The 19,183-nt window shown below is 64.9% G+C and carries 15 protein-coding genes; 6 read left to right on the top strand and 9 right to left on the bottom strand.

Translation table 11 applies throughout. The annotated features are described in order from the left end of the window. Positions 1 to 20: 20 nt before the first annotated feature. On the bottom strand, positions 21 to 1,073 hold the full coding sequence (locus NLM32_RS41975) for an Ldh family oxidoreductase (protein ID WP_254134504.1): 1,053 nt from the start codon (positions 1,071 to 1,073) through the stop codon (positions 21 to 23). 297 nt (positions 1,074 to 1,370) lie between these two features. Here NLM32_RS41975 and NLM32_RS41970 point away from each other — a divergent pair, with 297 nt between their 5' ends. Further along, positions 1,371 to 5,486, top strand: coding sequence for a GAF domain-containing protein (locus tag NLM32_RS41970; RefSeq protein ID WP_254134503.1), 4,116 nt, complete (start codon positions 1,371 to 1,373; stop codon positions 5,484 to 5,486). Here the strand turns inward: NLM32_RS41970 and NLM32_RS41965 are convergent. The 5 genes from NLM32_RS41965 to NLM32_RS46005 all read right to left on the bottom strand — a co-directional run bounded on the left by NLM32_RS41965 (position 5,460) and on the right by NLM32_RS46005 (position 10,958). Next, positions 5,460 to 5,801, bottom strand: coding sequence for a hypothetical protein (locus NLM32_RS41965; RefSeq protein ID WP_254134502.1), 342 nt, complete (start codon positions 5,799 to 5,801; stop codon positions 5,460 to 5,462). The two genes, NLM32_RS41970 and NLM32_RS41965, sit on opposite strands and share 27 nt — an antisense overlap. A 228-nt stretch (positions 5,802 to 6,029) precedes the next feature. Next, entirely contained in the window at positions 6,030 to 7,022 is a 993-nt protein-coding gene (gene galE, locus NLM32_RS41960) for a UDP-glucose 4-epimerase GalE (protein WP_254134501.1), read from the bottom strand. Positions 7,023 to 7,036: 14 nt separating this feature from the next. Next, positions 7,037 to 7,843 (bottom strand): WecB/TagA/CpsF family glycosyltransferase, encoded by an 807-nt coding sequence (locus NLM32_RS41955; RefSeq protein WP_254134500.1) that lies wholly within the window; start codon positions 7,841 to 7,843, stop codon positions 7,037 to 7,039. Then, a complete protein-coding gene (locus NLM32_RS41950) occupies positions 7,836 to 10,127 on the bottom strand; it encodes an exopolysaccharide transport family protein (protein ID WP_254134499.1) in 2,292 nt (763 codons plus the stop codon). Before NLM32_RS41950 ends, NLM32_RS41955 begins: the two co-directional genes overlap by 8 nt. A 270-nt stretch (positions 10,128 to 10,397) precedes the next feature. Then, complete coding sequence (locus tag NLM32_RS46005; RefSeq protein WP_375143617.1) at positions 10,398 to 10,958, bottom strand: acyltransferase; 561 nt, start codon at positions 10,956 to 10,958, stop codon at positions 10,398 to 10,400. Positions 10,959 to 11,369: 411 nt separating this feature from the next. Here NLM32_RS46005 and NLM32_RS41940 point away from each other — a divergent pair, with 411 nt between their 5' ends. Then, entirely contained in the window at positions 11,370 to 12,398 is a 1,029-nt protein-coding gene (locus NLM32_RS41940) for a glycosyltransferase family 2 protein (protein ID WP_254134498.1), read from the top strand. Between the two features lie 11 nt (positions 12,399 to 12,409). Here the strand turns inward: NLM32_RS41940 and NLM32_RS41935 are convergent, their stop codons facing one another. After that, a complete protein-coding gene (locus NLM32_RS41935; protein ID WP_256568345.1) occupies positions 12,410 to 13,381 on the bottom strand; it encodes a glycosyltransferase in 972 nt (323 codons plus the stop codon). A 220-nt stretch (positions 13,382 to 13,601) separates the two neighbouring features. Between NLM32_RS41935 and NLM32_RS41930 the strand changes: the two genes are divergently transcribed. The 4 genes from NLM32_RS41930 to NLM32_RS41915 all read left to right on the top strand — a co-directional run bounded on the left by NLM32_RS41930 (position 13,602) and on the right by NLM32_RS41915 (position 18,323). Beyond that, positions 13,602 to 14,669 carry a glycosyltransferase family 1 protein gene (locus NLM32_RS41930; protein WP_254134497.1) on the top strand — a complete coding sequence of 356 codons (1,068 nt, stop codon included), beginning with the start codon at positions 13,602 to 13,604 and terminating at the stop codon, positions 14,667 to 14,669. 39 nt (positions 14,670 to 14,708) lie between these two features. After that, positions 14,709 to 16,061: an O-antigen ligase gene (locus NLM32_RS41925; RefSeq protein ID WP_254134496.1), complete on the top strand. Its 1,353-nt coding sequence runs from the start codon at positions 14,709 to 14,711 to the stop codon at positions 16,059 to 16,061. 150 nt (positions 16,062 to 16,211) lie between these two features. Continuing rightward, a complete protein-coding gene (locus tag NLM32_RS41920; RefSeq protein ID WP_254134495.1) occupies positions 16,212 to 17,357 on the top strand; it encodes a GNAT family N-acetyltransferase in 1,146 nt (381 codons plus the stop codon). Positions 17,358 to 17,438: 81 nt separating this feature from the next. After that, complete coding sequence (locus tag NLM32_RS41915) at positions 17,439 to 18,323, top strand: protein-L-isoaspartate O-methyltransferase (protein ID WP_254134494.1); 885 nt, start codon at positions 17,439 to 17,441, stop codon at positions 18,321 to 18,323. Between the two features lie 3 nt (positions 18,324 to 18,326). Here the strand turns inward: NLM32_RS41915 and NLM32_RS45975 are convergent, their stop codons facing one another. Further along, entirely contained in the window at positions 18,327 to 18,461 is a 135-nt protein-coding gene (locus NLM32_RS45975) for a hypothetical protein (RefSeq protein ID WP_256568343.1), read from the bottom strand. A gap of 119 nt (positions 18,462 to 18,580) precedes the next feature. Then, a complete protein-coding gene (wrbA, locus tag NLM32_RS41910) occupies positions 18,581 to 19,180 on the bottom strand; it encodes an NAD(P)H:quinone oxidoreductase (RefSeq protein WP_254134493.1) in 600 nt (199 codons plus the stop codon). Positions 19,181 to 19,183: the final 3 nt, after the last annotated feature.

The following is a 19,183-nucleotide window of genomic DNA, read 5'->3' as shown; positions in this document are numbered from 1 at the left end:
CTGCTGTTCTCCGGATTGCCTCAGGCCAGATCGAGGACGGTGTCGAGCCTGTAGTCGCGCGCCAGCGCGCGCAGCTTCTCCCAGGTCGCGTCCTCGACCTCGATGCCGTCACGCAAACGCTGCTGCTCGCGCACGCCTTCGATCTCGCCGGGATAGTAGACGCCTCGGCTGCCCTCGGACGGCGGCGTCGATTTCAAATAGCGCGCGAACTCGGCGACCTCGCGCTTGAACTCCTTCAGCGGACGGAACGCGGCAACGTTGAATACCGCCATGAAGCACCCGTCATTGTGCCGCCCGGTCGGCTCGACGCCGAATCCCAATCCGGTGAGCAGGCCGCACAACACCTCGACCATGGCCGCCAGACCGCTGCCTTTGTAACCTTCGGTGCCGCCGAGCGGCAGCAGCGCGCCGCCCTTGCGGTATTGGGTGGGATCGGTGGTGTGCCGTCCCTCGGCATCAATGATCCAACCCGTCGGGATCTCCTCGCCACGCGCGACCGCGAGCTGGATCTTGCCGGCGGCAACAGCTGATGTCGCCATGTCGAGGTAGAACGGCGCCTCGAGATCGGACGGCACGGCGATCGAGATCGGGTTGGTGCCGAGCCGCGCCTCCTTGCCGCCGAACGGCGCGACATGTTTTGGCGAGCGGCCGGAATCGGCGGTGGCAATCCCGATCATGCCTTCGCGCATCGCCATCAGCGGATAGGCGGCGAGGCGACCGACATGGCTCTGCCGGAACACGGTGCAGGCGGCGACGTTCGCCGTCTTCGCCTTTTCGATCGTCAGCGCCATCGCCTTGGCGTTGACGTGGAAACCGAAGCCCCAATGGCCGTCGATCACTGTCGTGGTCGGCGATTCCTGGACGATCGTCCATTTGGCGCCGGGCACGATGTGTCCGGCCTTGATGCGATCGATATAGGTCGGAACCGCGATCACGCCGTGCGAGTCATGGCCGGCGAGATTGGCGTTGACGCAGCCGACGGCGACGGCGTCGGCTTCTTCCTCGGAGGCTCCGGCGGCATGGAGCAGCGCAGCGCTGACGCGCGTGAGGCGGTCGGCCTTGACGACGGGCATGGCGTTCCCTCGGCTTTGGTGCCCTTAACGGACCTGCTTGTTGGACGCCATCGTCTCAAAGCGGAGCTGCGATATCAATCTCCCGTAAACCAATACAGGGCTGCAAATTCGTAAAGAGAACGCGCCTTTCGTCGAAGATTCCTCCCGCGCGGCGGTATTCCCGGACATTTCTTGCCGGTCATTCGCTGCTCGTTCACTCTGATTGGTGGTTTCCCTGCTGCAATAACGACCACTTAGGCGATCCCCGGTCATAACGCACCCGGGAGAAATAGGCAGAAATGCCCGGGAGTTAAGATCGTGCCGTCGACACTCGCGCGCACCTTTGCGGCGTTGAGCGCCATCAATGAAGCGATCCTCTACGCGAAATCGCCGGACGAGCTGTACCAGATGGTCTGCGACGCTGGGTTTTCGAGCGGGGACTTCATGGCCGTTGCCGTGTTCCTGGTGGAGCCGGATGGCCAGCACTTGCGCTTTGCCGCAGGGCGCGGTGACGACGTGGCGCGTCTGCGCGCGATCAAAATCACCACCGAAGCCGGCGCGCCCGAGGGGTCGGGTGTCGGCGGCGAGGCGTTTCGCAGCCAGAAGCTCTGCATCAGCAACGACTATCTGAACGATCCGCGCTCGCTGGCATGGCGTGAAGGCGCGGCCAGGGCGAACATCGGCGCCGCGGCGGCGCTGCCGCTGCTGTGCAACGGCAAGAGCGTCGGTGTGCTGTTCGTGACCCGCAGCGAGGCCGGCTCGCTGAGCGAGCAGATGGTGTCGCTGTTCGAGCGCATGTCGGCCAACATTTCGTATGCGCTGGAGAATTTTTCGCGCGAGACCGCGCGGCAGACCAGCGAGCGGGCGACGCGGCGGCTCAACCGCATGTTCGGCGCCCTTAGCGCGACCAACGAAGCCATCCTGCGCGCCGAAACCGAGCAGGAGCTGTACCAGCTCGTCTGTGACGCGTCGGTGCATGGCGGCAAGTCGCTGGCGACCTTTGTCCTGCTCAAGGAGCAGGATTCGCATTGGCTCAAGCCTGTTGCCGGTACCGGCGAGAACGTGGAGATCGTCGCCCAGGCGAGCTATTCGGTCGATCCCGAAAATCCCTACGGCCGCGGCATTTCCGGCGAGGTGTTTCGCTCGCAAAAACCCATCGTCGAGCGCGATCTCGCGCGTCGCACCAGGGGGACGCCGTGGGAGCGGGCCAACGTCAACACCGGCGTCGCCGCAGTTGTCGCGGCGCCCTTGATCAAGCATGGCCAAAGCATCGGCGTGATCCTGTCCTTCCTCAGCCAGTCCTGGGCCAAGGACGAGGAGGTCGTCGCGCTCATGCTGCGCATCGCCGAGAACGTCTGCTTTGCCCTCGACAACTTCGGCCGCGAAGCCGAGAAGACACGGATCGCGGCCGAGGAGGAGCGCCTCGCCCGCATGTATGCGGCGCTCAGCGCCACCAATGAAGCGATTCTGCGCGCGCGATCGCGCGCCGAACTGTTCGATCTGGTCTGCAAGGCGACGGTACAAGGTGCAAAATTCGCGTCGAGCACAATCTTCCTGGCCGATCGTGAAGCCGAGTTGCTCCGTGTCGTGTCGAGCTATGGGCCGCATGCGGAAGACTTGCGCAACTACACTTTCGCCCTCACTGATGCAGTGCCGGAGGGACGAGGGCTGACCGGAACCGCCTTCCGGACCTGCCAGACCTATATCAGCAACGACATCCTGGCCGACGAGCGCATCAAGCCATGGCACGATAGCGCGCGCCGCGCCGGTATACATTCTTCAGCCGCCTTGCCGTTGTTCAACGGCAGCCGGATCGATGGTGTCTTCCTCTTCAATGCCGTCGAGCGCGACACATTCACTCCCGAGTTCGTCGAATTGCTCCAGCGATTGCAGGCCAACGTCGCCTTCGCGCTGGAAAACTTCGATCGTGCGGAAGAGAAGGCGCGGGCCGATAAGCAGCGCGGCCGGCTGAGCAGCATGTTCGAGGCGCTGAGCGCGACCAATGAAGCCATCATGCGTGCCAAGTCGCGCGAGGAACTGTTCGAGGTCGCGTGCCAGGCGGCGGTGTTGGGCGATGTGTTCGAATCGGCCACGATTGGCATCCTTGACGAGAAGTGCGAGCTTATTCGCGTCGTTGCGGTGAAGGGGCGCCTCCAGGATCGGATGATCGGGCGCACCGCCGTTGTCTCTGCTGACCATCCGGAGGGACAGGGGATCATCGGCACGTCGCTGCGCACCCGCCGTCCCTGCGTCATGAACGACTACATGAACGACCCGCGATCGGCATATTGGCGCTCCAAGGCGACCGAGGATGGAACGCGTGCGGCGGCGAGTTTCCCGCTTCTGCGCGTGGGCCAGGAGCCGATCGGTATCCTGCTTTTCCTCGCACCGGAGGAGAATACGTTCACGCCTGATCTAGTCGAGCTGCTCGGACGCCTCGCCGAAAACGTCTCCTTCGCCCTCGACAATTTCGATCGCGCCGTGGAAAAGGCCCGCACCGAGGCGCAAAAGGAGCGCCTGACCCGCATGTTCGCGGCGCTGAGCGCCACCAACGAGGCGATCGTGCGCGCCAAGTCGCGCACCGAGCTGTTCGAGCTCGTGTGTCAGGCCGCGTCCACCGGCGGCAAATTCACCTCGACGACCATTGCGCTCGCCCAGGCCGACAGCGACCGGCTGGCGATCGTCGCGGCCGCGGGGCCTTCGGCCGAGACCACGCGGAACGTTCGTCTTTCCATCGATGCCGACCGGCCTGAGGGGCGCGGCATGAGCGGCACGGCGTTCCGCACACGGCAGCCCTGTGTCAGCAACGACTATGTCAACGACAACCGTGTCAGCGCCTTCCATACCGTGCTGCAGGGCGACGGCGCACGCTCCGGCGCCGCGTTCCCGCTGATCACCCACGACAGGCCTGTCGGCGTCATGATCTACATGTCGATCGAGCAGGAAACCTTCACCACCGAATTCGTTGAGCTGTTGCAGCGTCTTGCCGACAACGTCTCCTTTGCGATGGAGAATTTCGATCGCGCCGACGAGAAGAACGAGGCGGACGAGCGCATCGAATATCTCGCCTCGCATGACAGCCTGACCGACCTGCCGAACCGCGAGACTTTCAACGGGCTGCTGCGCGAGGCGATCGACGCGGCGCAACGCCACGATCACCGTTTCGCGGTGCTGTTCATCGACCTCGACCGCTTCAAGGTCATCAACGATTCGCTGGGCCATGAGGCCGGCGATTTGCTCCTGCTCGAGGTGGCGAACCGTTTGCGCGGCGCGCTGCGGGTAAGCGACGTCGTGGCGCGTCTCGGCGGCGACGAGTTCGTGGTGATCCTCGATCAGTGCGGCGAGATCGACGACGTCCAGCACATTGCCACCGGTCTGTTGACGGCGCTCGCCGAGCCCATGGAGCTCGCCGGCCATGAATGCCACACCACGGCCTCGATCGGCATCGCGATGTATCCGGCCAACGGCGCCGACGCGCAGACGCTGACCAAGAACGCCGACATGGCGATGTATCTCGCCAAGGAAGACGGCAAGAACGGCTATCGCTTCTTCTCCAAGGAAGTGAAGACGCAGTCGATCGAACGGCTGTCGCTCGAAAGCGCGCTGCGCCGGGCGCTGGAGCGCGAGCAGTTCTCGCTGAACTACCAGCCCAAGGTCGACATGGAGACCGGCCAGATCACCGGCGTGGAAGCGCTGTTGCGCTGGAACCATCCCGATCTCGGCAACGTCTCGCCGGCCCAGTTCATTCCGCTTGCGGAGGAGACCGGCCTGATCGTGCCGATCGGCCGCTGGGTGTTGAACGAGGCCTGCGCGCAGGCCATGGCGTGGCAGCGCCGCGGCCTGCTGCCGCTGTCGATGGCGGTCAACCTGTCGCCGCGGCAGTTTGCTGACGAACATCTGCTGCAGGACGTCGACGAGGCCCTGGCGGCCTCCGGCATGTCGCCGGTGCTGCTCCAGCTCGAGGTCACCGAGAGCATGATGATGCGCAACGTCGGTCGTGCGCTGAAGGTGCTCGACGCCATTCAGAGCCGGGGTATCCGGCTCGCCATCGACGATTTCGGCACCGGCTATTCGTCGATGTCGCTGATGAAGCACTTCCCGATCGACACCATCAAGATCGATCGCTCCTTCGTGCGTGACTTGCCGCAGGATTCGGAAGACCAGGCGATCGCACAGGCGATCATCAGCATGGGCAAGGCGCTCGGCATGACTGTGGTCGCCGAGGGCGTCGAGAACGCCGAGCAGGAGGCCTTCCTGCGCACCCATGGCTGCGACGAGATGCAGGGCTTCCTGATCGCGAAGCCGCTGCCCGCGAAGCAGATGGCCGAATTGCTGCGGCCGGTGGAGTTGGCCGTCGCGCCGCCGCTCCAGCCGGAGACGGATCCGGCCGTGACCGAAGCCGCGGCGCTAAGGCTGAAACGCGCTGTCGTCTGACGGCAGCGGCTGCAATTCACGGATGTCGTGATCGGCGGCCTCCGCCTTGCTCGGAAAATCCTGAGGTCCCGTCAGCGACGTCTGTTCGACGAACAGTGAGACGATCCTGCCCGCGCCGTCGGCGAAGCTAGCGCCTTCACCCAGGCCCAGCGCGCTGCGCCATGTCTCGCTCAACGGCTCGTGGTCGTCGACCACCGCCATGGCGGGGCCCCACCACCAGGCGGGCGCGGGGGAGCGTTCGCCCTCGGGCACGACATGCCAGCGAACGAACTCATCCATCACGCGCTCGAACTCCAGGCGTGCAGCCTGATGCATCCGCAGGTACTCCTTGAATCCGCGTCTGATCGCAGGCCGGCACGCGGATCTGATCGTGGCCTTGACGTTTGGAAAAATCGGCTCGCGCAGTTGGCGGAGCCATGCATGCCGACATCATCGTCGGCCATGCCCAAAAGTGCGGCCGTCGGCAAAGCGCCCACGGCGGCAGCGAGCGGCCATTCTAGCCGCTCAAGGGGGCGGCCGGCAAGATACGGGTGTTACGGTTGCTTAACGGCCCTTGAGCGGATGCGCCGTCTGGTGCCAGGCCCAGGCGGTGCGGATCACGGTCGACAGGTCGGAATGACGCGGCACGAAGTCCAGCACCTTTCGCGCGGCCGAGGGGTCGGCGACGAGATAGGTGGGATCGCCGGCGCGGCGTGGCTTGACGGTGTGCGGCACCTCGCGCCCGGTCTCCTGCTTGATGGCAGTGAGGATCTCGCGCACCGAGAAGCCCGAGCCGGTGCCGAGATTGAAGCTGCCGCCGGCATGTCCGGTTTCCAGCAGCTTCAACGCCGCAACATGCGCGGCAGCGAGATCGCTGACGTGGATGTAGTCGCGGATCGCGGTGCCGTCGGGCGTATCGTAGTCGTCGCCGAACACGGCGAAGTCGACATGCCCCTGCAACGCCATCATTGCGCGCGGGATGAGATGCGTCTCATTGTCACGCAGTTCGCCGATGCCGCCGGCCGGATCGGCGCCGCTGGCGTTGAAATAGCGCAGGCAGAACGCGCCGAAGCCGTAAGCGGCGCGGTAGTCGGCGAGCATGCGCTCGATCATCCACTTCGATGCGCCGTAGGGATTGATCGGCGCACAGGGAAAGTCCTCCGGCAATTCCTTGGAATCGGCGTTGCCATAGACCGCGCCGGTCGAGGAGAACACGATGCGGTGGCAGCCGGCGTTGCGCATCGCCTGGAGCAGCGACAACGTGCCCTGGACGTTGTTGATGTAGTATTTCTGCGGGTCGGTCATGGACTCGCCGACCAGGCTCGCCGCCGCGAAATGCATCACCGCCGTGACCTTGTGGTCGGCGAAGGCGCGCGCCAGCGTCGCGCCATCGAGCAGATCGCCGGTCACCAGATCTCCAGCCACGAAGCTGCGATGACCTGTGGTGAGATTATCATACACGACGGGCCGATAGCCGGCAGCGGCAAGGGCGCGGCAGGCATGTGAGCCAATATAGCCCGCGCCTCCTGTGACGAGGATCGTCGGCCGGTCACTCATGGCGTGCTACCTTCTCAGCGATTGAAGGGCCGGTTGCGGCTGAAGAGAAGATAGATCGCGCGGGGGTTGGTGGTCAAATAGCGCCAGAACAGGCGGCGCGGCTCGAGCCAGGTTCGCCAGGCCCATTCGAGCCCGATCCGCTGCATCCATTGCGGCGCACGCGAGCGGCTGCCCGACAGGAAATTGAACAGGCCGCCCGACGTCTTGATGACGCCGACATTGGTCATCAGCGGCATGTATTCCTCGACGAAGGCCTGTTCGGAAGGGACGCCGAGCGCGACCCACAGGCAATCCGGTGCGAGCGCGTTGATCTCCTCGACCTTGGCCCGCAACGCGTCGCCGCGGAGATAGCCGTGGCTGTGCCCGACGATCTTCAGCTTCGGATACATGTTCTGGACCCGCCGGACCGCCGCGGCGTTTTCCTCTTCGCTGGCGCCGAGCATGTAGAAGCTGCGGCCGGCGACTTCCGCCTTGCGTGCGACGACATGGAACAGGTCCGTGGTGGCAACGCGCTCCGGCAACGGAAACCAGGACTGCAGCCGCGAGGCCGCCACCAGCGGCTGGCCGTCGGCATTGATCAGGTCGGCGGCGCGGAACAGGCGTTCGGTCTGCGGCTCGGTCGAGCAGCGCGCCAGCACCTCGCCATTGGCCGACGTCAGATACAGCGGACGGCCGATGCGATGGCGCGGATCGGTCGCCTCGATCATGAAATCTGCGGTGGCTTCCAGGTCGAGTGCGGCCATGCGAAGGCCGCCGACGGTGATCCGTGGCACCTCTGCAGTCGCAGCCCTGCCGTCCAGATTGATGCGGCGCTCAAGCATATTGTTTGCCTCGCTGGCGCGTTTCGGTTGCGGGAGCGAGCTCGTCGAGCACCACGCCGACGAGCTTGCGCTGGGCGCCGCCGAGTGCGGCCAGAATCTCTTCCATGCTGTCATTGATGTCGAGGCTGGTCGGCAGCACCGCCACCAGCGCGTCCGCGTCGTCGAGCAGCTTGCGACCTGCGGCCGAGAGCGGCATCGCGGGGCCGTCGAGGATGACGAGGTCATAGCCGCCGGCCGAACGCGCCTGTGCGATTGCCTTGCGGATGGCCTCAGTGGCCTTGCCGGCATCGCTCTCGGTCGCCGGCAGCACCGAAATGCCGTTGACGGTCTTGACCTCGCGCGCGGCTTTGCTGCCGATCGAGAGCCAGCCAAGCTTGCCCGGCTCACTCTTGCCGGGACGATCGATCCTGCGCGAGAGCGTGTGCGCCTGATGGTCGGCATCGATCATCAGCACGCGGCTGCCGTCGCGCGCGGCTGCGAGCGCGAAATTCAGTGCGGTCACGCTGCAGCCCGTGGTGGCGCCGGCGCCGACCAGCGCCATCACCGGCATGGACTTGCCGCCGGAACGACGAGCCATCGCCGCCCGCATGTCGCGCAAGGCGTTGAGCAGCGTCGTCAGCGGAAATCCGGGTCGCAGCGTCGGCCAGCCGACGCGGGTCAGATCGACGCCGTTGCCGGTGGCGAGAATGGCGCCGAGCGTGCGGATCACATCGGCTTCCTGCAGGCGGGCGATCAGCGGTTTCTCGACCAGCGCAAGCGCGGGTGGGGGCGTTGCGGCTTCCACGGGGGGCCTCGGAACGTCCGGCGCAGGCGTGCGTCCGCGGCGGGTCGGTTGCGGAGCGCTCGCGCCGTCGAACAGGTACTCGGCCGCGACGAACCAGGAGGCGGCGGCAAGCGCGCCGAACATGAAGCCGATCATCGCGAACAGGCTCATCGCCGGCGGGAACGAGCGCCGCTGCGGCACCGTGGCCTCGCCGATGACGCGGGCAGCCGACGTGTTCAGGGTCTCCTGCTCCTCGGTCTCGCGCGAGCGCTTCAGGAAGGATTGATAGACCTCGCGGCTGGCTTCAGCCTCGCGCTCGAGCTCGCGCAGGCGCACGGCGGCCTGGCTGAGCTGCACGCTCTGCCGCTTCTGCACTTCCAGCGCCCGGTTGAGCGACGCCTCGTAGTCGCGGGCGCGGGTCAGATCGTTCTTGGCGGACAGTGCGAAGCGCTCGATCTCCTCGCTGATGGTGCGCTTGAGATCCTCGACCTGCTTTTCGGTCTGACGCAGGGCCGGGTGGCGCGGGCCGAGCTCGGCGGTCTGCTCCGCGTATTTCTTGCGGGCGTCGGCATATTGCGCGCGCAGGTTTGCGATGGTTGGCGATTGCAGCGCTTCCGGAATTGCACCTGCATCCGCAGCGGTCCGCTTGTTGGCCTCGATCTGGTCCAGCCGCGCCTGAGCGTCCATCGTCGCTGCGCGGGCCGCGGACAGCCGCTGGTTGCTGGAGGAGAGCTGCTGATCGGAGATCAGCGAGTCCTGGGTGCCGACGAAATTGTTCTGCGCCTTGTAGGTGGCAAGTGCGGTCTCGGCGTTGCGCAGCCGCTCGCGCAGCTCCTTCAGCCGGCCGGACAATTCGCTGGTGGCGCGCCGTGCGGCCAGCGCCTGCGAATTGCGCGAGTCCGTCAGAAAGGTATTGGTCAGCGCGTTGGCGAGCATCGCTGCCTTCGCCGGATCGGTCGACCAGACCTCGATGTCGACGATGAAGCTCTTCTCGGTCTTTCGGATCGTGATGTGCTTGTTCAGCGCCTCGAGCGCCGCGAGCTGCACGTCCTTGATGTCGGCGGCGGAGGGCGCGCGGGGCTGGAGGCCGATCAGGCCCAGCAGCGACGTCATCACGCCCCTGCCGTCACTGCCGCCGAACTCGGGATCCTTGTCGAGATCGGCTTGCTGGATCAGCTGCAGCAGCACGCTGTTGGAGGTGATCAGGCGTGCCTGGCTCTCCACCACCATGGACATCCCGGAGACGTCCTGCGCGCGCGGCGTGAGCTCGCGATCGACGAGCTGAAGCTCGCGCGGGTCGACATAAAGCTGGGCGGTCGCTGTGTAGCGGGGTGTCAGGCTCTTGCCGACGGTGACGGCGAGGCACGCGCCGATCAGCGCGGCGGAGGCGATCGCAATCTTGCGCCGCCATAGCAGGCTGACGAGCTCCAGCACCTTGAAGCTGGCCTCGGGTGTCCGTTGCGAGGCCTCCGATCTCGCTGGATCTCCGGCCCGGTCTATCGGCTGGTTATAGTCAAGCATAGTCCCCAGCTTTCATTCCAAAGACCGCGGGCTGAGGGGTTACTCTTCGCTTTACGCCCCGCACCGGGGATATAGGTGCGCAATCAACGCAACAGGGAAAATTAACCATACTCATTGAGGGACTATTCACCGAAATGGCAAACAAAGCGTTTAAGCGCAGGCCGCCATTTGCCGCGTCGTTGTGCCGCTTTGGTGTCATCACGATCCTCAGTGCTTAACGGTCCGTTACCATGCGTGCCGGCGCTGCGCGGGTCCGGCGTTCGTGCCTGCCTATTCGTCGTCGCGGAACGTCTTGACGACAGCCGCCGGATTCCCTGCGACGACCACGCGCGGGGCGACGTCCTCACGCACCACCGTTCCGGCGCCCACGACTGAGTGGTCGCCGATCGTCACTCCCTTGAGCACGATCGCGCGCGCGCCCACCCACACGTTGTCCCCGATGTGTACCGGTGCGACGGCCCGAGCAACTGCAGGCTCGTGCCGTAGCCGCGGGGGAAGGTTGTGAAAGTCCGTGTCGACGATGTCGCAGTCGCTGATCAAGCAGGACGACCCGATGTCGACCTTCTGCTCGCACCCGATCCAGCAGCCGTTGAGCAAGGTGTCATTGCCGACCGTCACCTGGCCGCGCCCGGTGATGAGCACGCGCTTGCCGATCCGGCAGTTCGCGCCGATCGACACTCGGACCCCGCGACCGAGCACCAGCCGACCCTTGAACATGATCCCGGGTCCGAGCTGGAGCCGGCGCCCGTACCGCACCGTCAGCCAGGCGCGCTGACAGGCGAAGAACAGGAGCGCGCCGGCCCGCAGCACCGGGTTCTCGATCTTGGGCACCACGTTCGTTCCTGACCCTCGCTATGACCGCGCTTGTTCGATTCAAATTTACAGGAAAAATCTCTCATGCCCGAAGAGCAAATCCGATGCCGCGGGCCTTCACCGACCGCGGTGCTTACGGCCGGGTTAATTCGAACACGCGTTAACTACGGCATTGCCCATGTTGTGCCGTCGGAGGGTGATGGACTGCAAATTGCAGGACCACGCGTGCAGGAATTTGCAGGGAAAACACGCGAAAGGGGTCAAGCGGGTGATAGGGCGCGTCATAGCGAGGACATCAGCGTCGCGGTGCAGTTCGCGCGCCGAAGCAGGCCGTTCATTTTGGGACGGATCTGTCCCGCGCGGACGTGTCGCCCCGGGACAATGGACGCAAGGCTTTTTCAATATGTCTCAGCCATCTAGTAGCGCGCGATGACGCTGATCCCGACCGACTTGTCCGCCAGCCGGATCTTGGATGCCGTGCGCGATCCCAACCGGGAGATCGCGGCGAGCTCGCGCGTCATTGATCTCTCGGTCGGCATCGTCGTCTGCATTCCCTGCTTCCGCCGCCCCGACCATCTGCGGTTGACACTGGATTCGCTGGTCAGCCAGCGCACCCCGCGCTCCTTTGCGGTGGTCATGGTCGAGAACGATGCGGCCGGGCGCGCGAGTGCGCCGGTCGCTGCGGAATATCTCGCGTCCGGCAAATTTCAGGGCATCTGTCTGATCGAGAAGCGGCAGGGCAATTGTCAGGCGATCAACGCCGCGTTCGAGACGGCGCAGGCGGTGTTTCCCGCGGCGACCCGCTTCCTGATGATCGACGACGACGAGATCGCTTCGCCCGATTGGCTCGAACTGATGGTTCGCACAGCGGAGGCGACCGGTGCCGACATCGTCGGCGGGCCGGTGCTGCCGGTGTTCGACGACGACAGCAAGCCCTGGCTCGCGCGTCATCCCGTCTTCTGTCCCGCCTACGACTACACCGGTGCCGTGCCGCTAATCTATGGCTGCGGCAATTGCCTGATCACGCGCGCCACGTTCGATCGGCTCGGCAGTCCGGCCTTCGATCCGCGCTTCAATTTTCTTGGCGGCGGTGATTGCGATTTCTTCAACCGCGGTCGCGACGCCGGCCTGAGTTTCCACTGGACGGCGGAAGCCGTCATCACCGAGACCGTGCCGCAAAGCCGCAGCAATCCCGCCTGGATCGCAAAGCGCAGCCTGCGCATCGGCGTGATCAACTACAGTGTGCAGGTCAAGGCTGCGGGAAACGCGGCGGCGCGGATGAGCCTGTTTGCACAAGCATTGGGACGGTTGCCGTTGTCGCTGCTGCGCTCGGCTCGCCTGCTGACGTCATCGAAGGCGGTCGTCGCGATGCACCCCGTGCTGATGGCCGTCGGATCGATGCTGGCGGCGTTCGGTTACGATCCGAAGCCCTATGAGGCCTCGAAGATCGTTTCCTGACGCGTCAAAAGCTAGATTCCAAAATAGGACAAAGCGATCTTGGCTGCAGCTCGCGGCATCGCCTTGGGCGAGCGCCGGCCGACCATGCCGAGATAATCGAGCGCCTGGCGATATCTCCCGAAGCGGACGGCCTGGGTCGCCGCATAAGTCACCAGATGAATTTCGGCGGCCTGCTGCAGCCGGGGCGCCGCGCCGGCCGGCAGCTTGCCGAGGATTAATTCATCGTCGAACACCCGCGCGACCGCCGGGAAGAAATCCTGCGGCGTCCGCACCGCGGCGTTCATCGTACTGGCCGTGTGCAGGCGGTAGTCGAGCAGAAGCTTTGGTACATAAGCGAACTCGCCGAGCGCGGCGAGACGGCACCAGCAATGCCAGTCCTCGCAATAGCGCAGCGAGATGTCGAAGCCGCCGGTGGCGCGGAAGGCATCACTGCGGATCAACATGATGCCGCCATTGACGATGAAATTGCCGGCGGCGAGCCGCTCCAGCACGTTGCCGGAGGGCTTTTGGCGACCCTTCAGCAGGCCGCGGCGGCCGATCGGCCGTCCCGCGCTGTCGATCGTGTTGTAGTCGCCATAGACCAGCACCGCGCGCGGCGCAGTCGTCGCCGCCGTCAGCAGCGTCGTCACCGCATCGGGGCGCAGGCGATCATCGGCATCGAGGAACATCAGCCAGTCGCCGCGCGCGCCTCGTGCGCCGAGGTTGCGCGCAGCCGACACGCCGCTGGCGTCGTTCTTGATCAGGCGCAGCCGCGGATCGCGAATGGCCTGGACGATCGCCACAGTGTCATCGGTCGAGCCGTCATCGACGACGATCACCTCGGCGACGTCGGCTTGCGCCAGCGCGCTTGCGATGGTTTCGCCGATATAGGCCGCGGCATTCTTCGCGGGGATCACGACCGAAACCACAGGCGTCGGCGCACGCGCGCCCGTTGTCGCGGGCGCGGCGGTGGGCGCATCGAGCGTGGCGTCGGCGAGGGTCAAGTGAGGCTCGTCGTGTTTAACGATTCTTTAACCAGGCCGCTTCGTGCGGCCGTCGCGGATCATACTCACATAACGATCAAAGCGTTGTTGCGAAGGCCGTCTCGTCGTCGGTTTCGTAGATTAGCGTTAAACCTGTGGCGTTAAGTCTGTCACTGCTTTCGAGAGATGCGACGGCCGGTCTCATGCGAGAATGCAGGCCTGATTGCCCCGGATGGACCCTGTGCCCGCAAAGACATTCGACTACGATCCCGACGACATGATCCTCAACCTGTTCTACGAGGACAAGGACGATCGCTGGTTTCCCGGCGACCGTCATCTGCGTCGCATGGCGCGCAAGATGCTGTTCGGCGAGCCGCGGATGAGCGGGCAGCTGCGCGTGTTCCTCAATCTCTGTGCAGGGCTCGACCGGCTCGGCATCCGCTATCGCGTCAACGACTACGGCTACATCGCGCAGCATCCCGAGGAAGTCGCCTGCATCATCGGCCGCGCCTTCCTGCTCGACAAGTTCGCATGGAAGAATCCGATCCTGCTTGGCGTTTGTGCCTATAATCATCCGTTGGACGATCCCGACCTGTTCAAGCGGCTTCCGGTCAAGAAATTCCTGGTGCCCGGCGACTGGTATGCCGACATGTACCGGCCCCATTGGCCTGAGACCGAAGCCTGGCCCGTCGGCATCGATACCGAACTCTGGACGCCATCGCGCCCGCGCGAAAAGACCGTCGATATCCTGCTCTACGACAAGGTCAGCCTGAACCGCGAGCGCTACGTGCCGGAGCTGGTCGAGCCGGTCCGCGCCCGGCTCAGGAGTGAAGGCCGAACGTTCACCGAGCTGCGCTACGGCAGCTACAAGGAGGAAGATTATCAGGCCGCGCTGGCGCGTTCGCGCGCGATGATCTTCCTGTGCCAGAACGAGAGCCAAGGCATCGCCTATCAGCAGGCGCTGTCCTGCGGCGTGCCGGTGTTCGCCTGGGATCCCGGCGGTCCATGGCGGGATCCCGACTATTATCCGCACCGGGTCCAGTTCGGACCGGTGTCGTCGGTGCCCTATTGGGACGATCGCTGCGGGCTCAAATTCGCCGACCGCGCCGACTTCGAGCACAGCTGGACCGATTTCTGGGCCGGCTGCACCGCGGGCAAGTTCGATCCGCGCGGCTACATCATGGACAACCTGACCCTGGAGCAGCGCGCGCTGCAATATTACGAGATCGCGCGCAGCGTCGCACAGCAGAGCCGGGTTCCTGCAGCTGCCGATGTGCTGGTTGACGGATGGTTAACGGGGATGGGCTAGACCTCCGAGGTCCCCCATCGTCCCGTCAGGCCTTGAGGCATGGATCGCAGCACCGCAGACATGACTGACGTCGAGGCCCGCTCGCTCGGCCACGCGCTGCACGGCGTGCTGGCGAGGCTCGACGTCGTTACCGTGGCGCGCTGTCTTGTCGCCGTCGCGGCCCTGCTGCTGGTTCTGATCACGCTCGATCCGTTTCAGGACTTGAGCAACCCCGACATTGCCACCGTCGTCGGCGGACGATTGGCGACGACCTACATCTCGTTCGGATTGCTGGCCGCGGTCGCGGTGCTGCTCACCATCACCACCGATGCGCCCGCGCTTCGAAGCCTGGTCACGCCGCTGCATCTCTGCCTGATCGGCTGGATGCTGATTAATCTCGCATTCTCCGGGAGCCGCGACGTCTCGATCCAGCGCTTCGTGCTTGCGGCCAGCGCGACCACGCTTGCGGTCCTGCTACCGCTGCTGCCGCCGACACCGCGGAGCTTCAATCTGTGCCTCGGCGGCGCCGCGCTGGTGTTGCTGGTGGTGTGCTATCTCGGAATCTTCTTTGCCCCGCAATATGCGATCCACAGCGCGCTCGACATCACCGAGCCGCAGCTTGCCGGCGACTGGCGTGGCAGCTTCGACCACAAGAACATCGCCTCGCCGGTGATGAGCATCCTGGTCTATGTCGGTATTTACCTGTCAGCCGTGGGCTCCTTCGTGATGGGGCCGGCAATCGCATTGCTGGCCGGCATCTTCCTGATCTTCACCGGCGGCAAGACCTCGTCGGTGCTGTGCCTTGCGATCTATGCCCTGGCGTCGCTGGTCTACGCCACGCGCAGCCTGTGGCTGAAGCGGGTCATCTGCTTCGCGCCGCTGATCGTGATGAACCTGCTGACGGTCGGCAGCGTCATGAGCCCGGTACTCGGCAGCATCACGCGGGCGCTTCCGGTCGATCCCACCTTCACCGGTCGTGCCGAGGTCTGGGAGTTTGCGCTCACGGCCGTCGCGGAAAAGCCGATCACCGGTCATGGCTATGCGGCGTTCTGGGACGGCGCGGCGGAGGGGAAGACCACCCAGGGCTCGGAATGGGCCGTGGCCGCAGCGCACAGCCACAACAGCTATCTCGATCTCGCAGTCACCATCGGCCTGCCGGGCCTGCTGCTGGTCATCCTCATTTTCGTCTGGACGCCGTTGCGCAATTTCCAGCAGGTCCAGGCCCACAACCGTAGCAACGCGCTGGGCAAGCTGTTCCTGACGATCTGGCTGTTCGGCCTGTATTTCGGGACGACCGAGACCTTCCTGCTCGAGCGGCAGAACCCGGTGTGGTTCATGTTCGCGCTTGCGGTCGCCGGATTGCATTTCCTCGCAAGGTTCCAATGCGTCGCGCAAATGGAACCCGCGCGCTGACAACTTGTCGCAGCGCGCGTTTCATATCGGGACACGAGGACATTGGGTCAGCCGCGACGGTATCCGCTTAACGATAAGCAGCGACGTAACTTGTGGTGTGCGACAAAACATAATCTATCTGGACACGTATTGTAACTGTATGCCCCGCACATGGCGTTTCTCAGCGTCGAACAACTAGACGGTCGGGTGTCCAGCACGTCGGGAATCTCGGTTGATTTCCTGCGTGACTGGCGAGCGGCCGCATTGCGCCTGAATGTGGGTCATCGCACGGCATTCCAGCATGGTTACTGGTTGGGTGCCTGGTACAATGCCTTTCATGGCGTAGCGCCCTTGATCGCCGTTATCACCGATACGGCGACCGGCAAGGACATCGCGATGGTGCCGATGTTCAGCCACGCACGACGCGGCATCCGCGTCGTCGAATTTGCCGATCTCGGCGTCTCCGACAACAACGCGCCGATCCTGGCTTGCGATGCAACCTTCGATGCCGCCGGCGCGCAGGCCATCGGCGCGGCGTTGGTGAATGCTTTGCGCGCCTTGCCTGATGGCCTGGACCTGCTGCGCCTGAAGAAGTTGCCGACCTATGTCGGCGCCAAGCCGAACCCGCTGGTGTCGCTCGGCCGGCTCGGCTCCTGTTCGCTCAACGCGAACCTCGTGCTGACCGGCGACGACTATGCGGACTATCAGGCCTCGATCAGGCGCATGCAGATGCCGCGCTGCTGGCGCGTGTTCAGCCGCCATGCCGGCGCGCGGTTCGAGATCGCGACCGATGCTGCGCGGGCGCATGAGCTTCTCGACGTGTTGGACGCCCAGCAGCAGGAGCGCATGCGGAAGCTCGGCTCGCGGTTCGTCCTCAACGACGAAGCGCATGCCGCCTTCTATCGCGAGGTGGCGCGGCAGGGGGTTGCGGAAGGCTATGCGGTGATCTCGGCGCTCGTCTGCGACGAGGGGATCGTCGCGACCACGCTCGGCGTCAGATACGGCGCGACCTATTATCTGCTGCGCATCGGCCATGCCGGCAAGAAATGGGCGAATTGCTCGCCCGGGCTTCTCGTCACCGAGCGCACCATGGCGGCCCTGCATGCGCAGGGCGCGCGCCGGTTCGATCTCAGCATCGGCAATCACGACTACAAGCGCCGCTTCGGCGCCGAACAGGTCGCCCTGACCGATGTCACCGTCGCGCTGTCCTGGCGTGGGCTGCCTTATGTGCTTCGCGATCATACGGCTCAGGGCCTGCGCCGCCATCCGAAGCTTGCGGCCCTTGCGGCGCGGGCGCTTGGCAAAGGTCCGCGCTAGGCGGCGCACCCTCGCGGGTTGCAGGGTCACTCGAATATCGCAATCGTTGTGCTATCGTCCTCGCCGCAACCCGGAGGCGACATGGACGATCGTTCGGCCAAATATCGCGCATTCTATGCGCAGTTGATCTGCGCTGCGGCCAAGGCAACAGACCCTCGTCTCGAGCAGGCGTTTCGCACCGTGAGGCGCGAACCCTTCGCCGGCCCCGGCCCGTGGTCGATTTCGTTCGGCGGCCATCCCTATGTCGTGACGCCCGATGACGATCCAGCCTTTCTCTATCAAAACGCGCTGCTGGCACTCGATCCCGCGCGCGGTGTCAACATCGGCATGCCGGGCGCACACGCTTACTGGCTCAGTGGCACCGGCGTCAGGGAAGGCGAGACCGTGCTGCAGATCGGCGCGGGCACCGGTTACTACACCGCCATTCTCGCCGAGCTCGTCGGCCGCAATGGCCGCGTCTATGCCTATGAGATCGACGAACGCCTGGCGGCGCTTGCGCGCGAGAACCTGAAGGACATCGCCACGGTCGAATTGCGCGAGCGCTCGGGCATCGCGTCCGATCTGCCCGACGTCGACGTGATTTATGTCTGCGCGGGCGCGGCGCAGCCGGCCACGGAATGGCTCGCGGCGTTGCGTCCCGGAGGCCGGCTGGTGTTTCCGCTGGCGCCGGAGGGCATGCTCGGCGGCATGTTGATGATCACGCGCCCGGAGCAGGGGGGCGCGTGGCCCGCCAAGTTCCTGAGCCGGGCGCAGTTCATCGGCTGCGCCGGACTTCAGGATGCGGATGCCGGCAAGCGATTGGCCGCGGCGTTCGCCAGAGGATGGGAGAGCGTGCAGTCGTTCCGGCGAGCGGATACGCCCGACGAGACCTGCTGGTTTGCGGGCGACGGCTGGTGGCTCTCGACGGCACTCGCTGCTGCGCCAACCGTCAGCATCCCGGCGCACGGCGACATCACGCAGGCGTGACGGTCACGATCCCTTGCACTCGGCGCAGTGAAACCGGCCGCGCGAGGCGCGGAACAGGCTGCGGCAATACCAGCGGCGCGCAAACGCCTGGGCCGGCCTGCGGATCATCTGTGCAATCAAGAGAAGTTCGAAAGCCATTCGTCTCAGAAGTCCTGCGTGTCGTAAGCATCGTCTCTGCAAACATAGATGGGGCGGCATTCCCCCATGAGAATGCCGCCCCAAACGCATCAGCCATGCAGCCGTTGTGAACCCCAGGCTTAACCGTGCAGCTTCTTGGCGGTCTCCGCGATCTGGCGTCCCTGATAACGCGCGCCGGCCAGCTCATTGGCGCTGGGCTGGCGGCTGCCGTCGCCGCCGGTGATCGTGGTGGCACCATAGGGCGCGCCGCCGGTGACCTCATCGAGCTTCATCTGGCCGGCGAAGCCGTAGTTCAGTCCGACCACCGTCATGCCGAAATGCAGGAGGTTGGTGATGATCGAGAACAGCGTGGTCTCCTGGCCGCCATGCTGGGTCGCGGTCGCGGTGAAGGCCCCGCCGACCTTGCCGTGCAACGCGCCCTTGGCCCAGAGCCCGCCAGCCTGGTCGAGGAAGTTCGCCATCTGCGAGGCCATGCGGCCGAAGCGGGTGCCGGTGCCGACGATGATCGCGTCGTAATTGGCGAGGTCTTCAATCTTGGCGATCGGTGCGGCCTGATCGACCTTGTAATACGAAGCCTTCGCGACCTCGGCCGGCACCAGCTCGGGCACGCGCTTGATGTCGACGGTGGCGCCGGCTTCGCGCGCGCCTTCGGCAACGGCATTCGCCATCGTTTCGATGTGGCCGTAGGCGGAATAATACAGGACGAGAACTTTGGTCATGGT

Origin of the sequence: Bradyrhizobium sp. CCGUVB14 (genome assembly GCF_024199935.1) — a bacterium.
In the GTDB taxonomy this organism is placed as follows: Bacteria; Pseudomonadota; Alphaproteobacteria; order Rhizobiales; family Xanthobacteraceae; genus Bradyrhizobium.
The sequence above is the reverse complement of the archived record's forward strand: the minus strand, read 5'-3'. Positions and strand labels throughout refer to the sequence as shown.

Excerpts from the sequence above, each read along its gene's own strand:
- NLM32_RS41975 (WP_254134504.1), bottom strand. The coding sequence starts at position 1,073 with ATGCCCGTCGTCAAGGCCGACCGCCTCACGCGCGTCAGCGCTGCGCTG.
- NLM32_RS41965 (WP_254134502.1), bottom strand. The coding sequence starts at position 5,801 with ATGCATCAGGCTGCACGCCTGGAGTTCGAGCGCGTGATGGATGAGTTC.
- galE (WP_254134501.1), bottom strand. The coding sequence starts at position 7,022 with ATGAGTGACCGGCCGACGATCCTCGTCACAGGAGGCGCGGGCTATATT.
- NLM32_RS41955 (WP_254134500.1), bottom strand. The coding sequence starts at position 7,843 with ATGCTTGAGCGCCGCATCAATCTGGACGGCAGGGCTGCGACTGCAGAG.
- NLM32_RS41950 (WP_254134499.1), bottom strand. The coding sequence starts at position 10,127 with ATGCTTGACTATAACCAGCCGATAGACCGGGCCGGAGATCCAGCGAGA.
- NLM32_RS41940 (WP_254134498.1), top strand. The coding sequence starts at position 11,370 with ATGACGCTGATCCCGACCGACTTGTCCGCCAGCCGGATCTTGGATGCC.
- NLM32_RS41925 (WP_254134496.1), top strand. The coding sequence starts at position 14,709 with ATGGATCGCAGCACCGCAGACATGACTGACGTCGAGGCCCGCTCGCTC.
- NLM32_RS41920 (WP_254134495.1), top strand. The coding sequence starts at position 16,212 with ATGGCGTTTCTCAGCGTCGAACAACTAGACGGTCGGGTGTCCAGCACG.
- NLM32_RS41915 (WP_254134494.1), top strand. The coding sequence starts at position 17,439 with ATGGACGATCGTTCGGCCAAATATCGCGCATTCTATGCGCAGTTGATC.
- NLM32_RS45975 (WP_256568343.1), bottom strand. The coding sequence starts at position 18,461 with ATGGCTTTCGAACTTCTCTTGATTGCACAGATGATCCGCAGGCCGGCC.
- wrbA (WP_254134493.1), bottom strand. The coding sequence starts at position 19,180 with ATGACCAAAGTTCTCGTCCTGTATTATTCCGCCTACGGCCACATCGAA.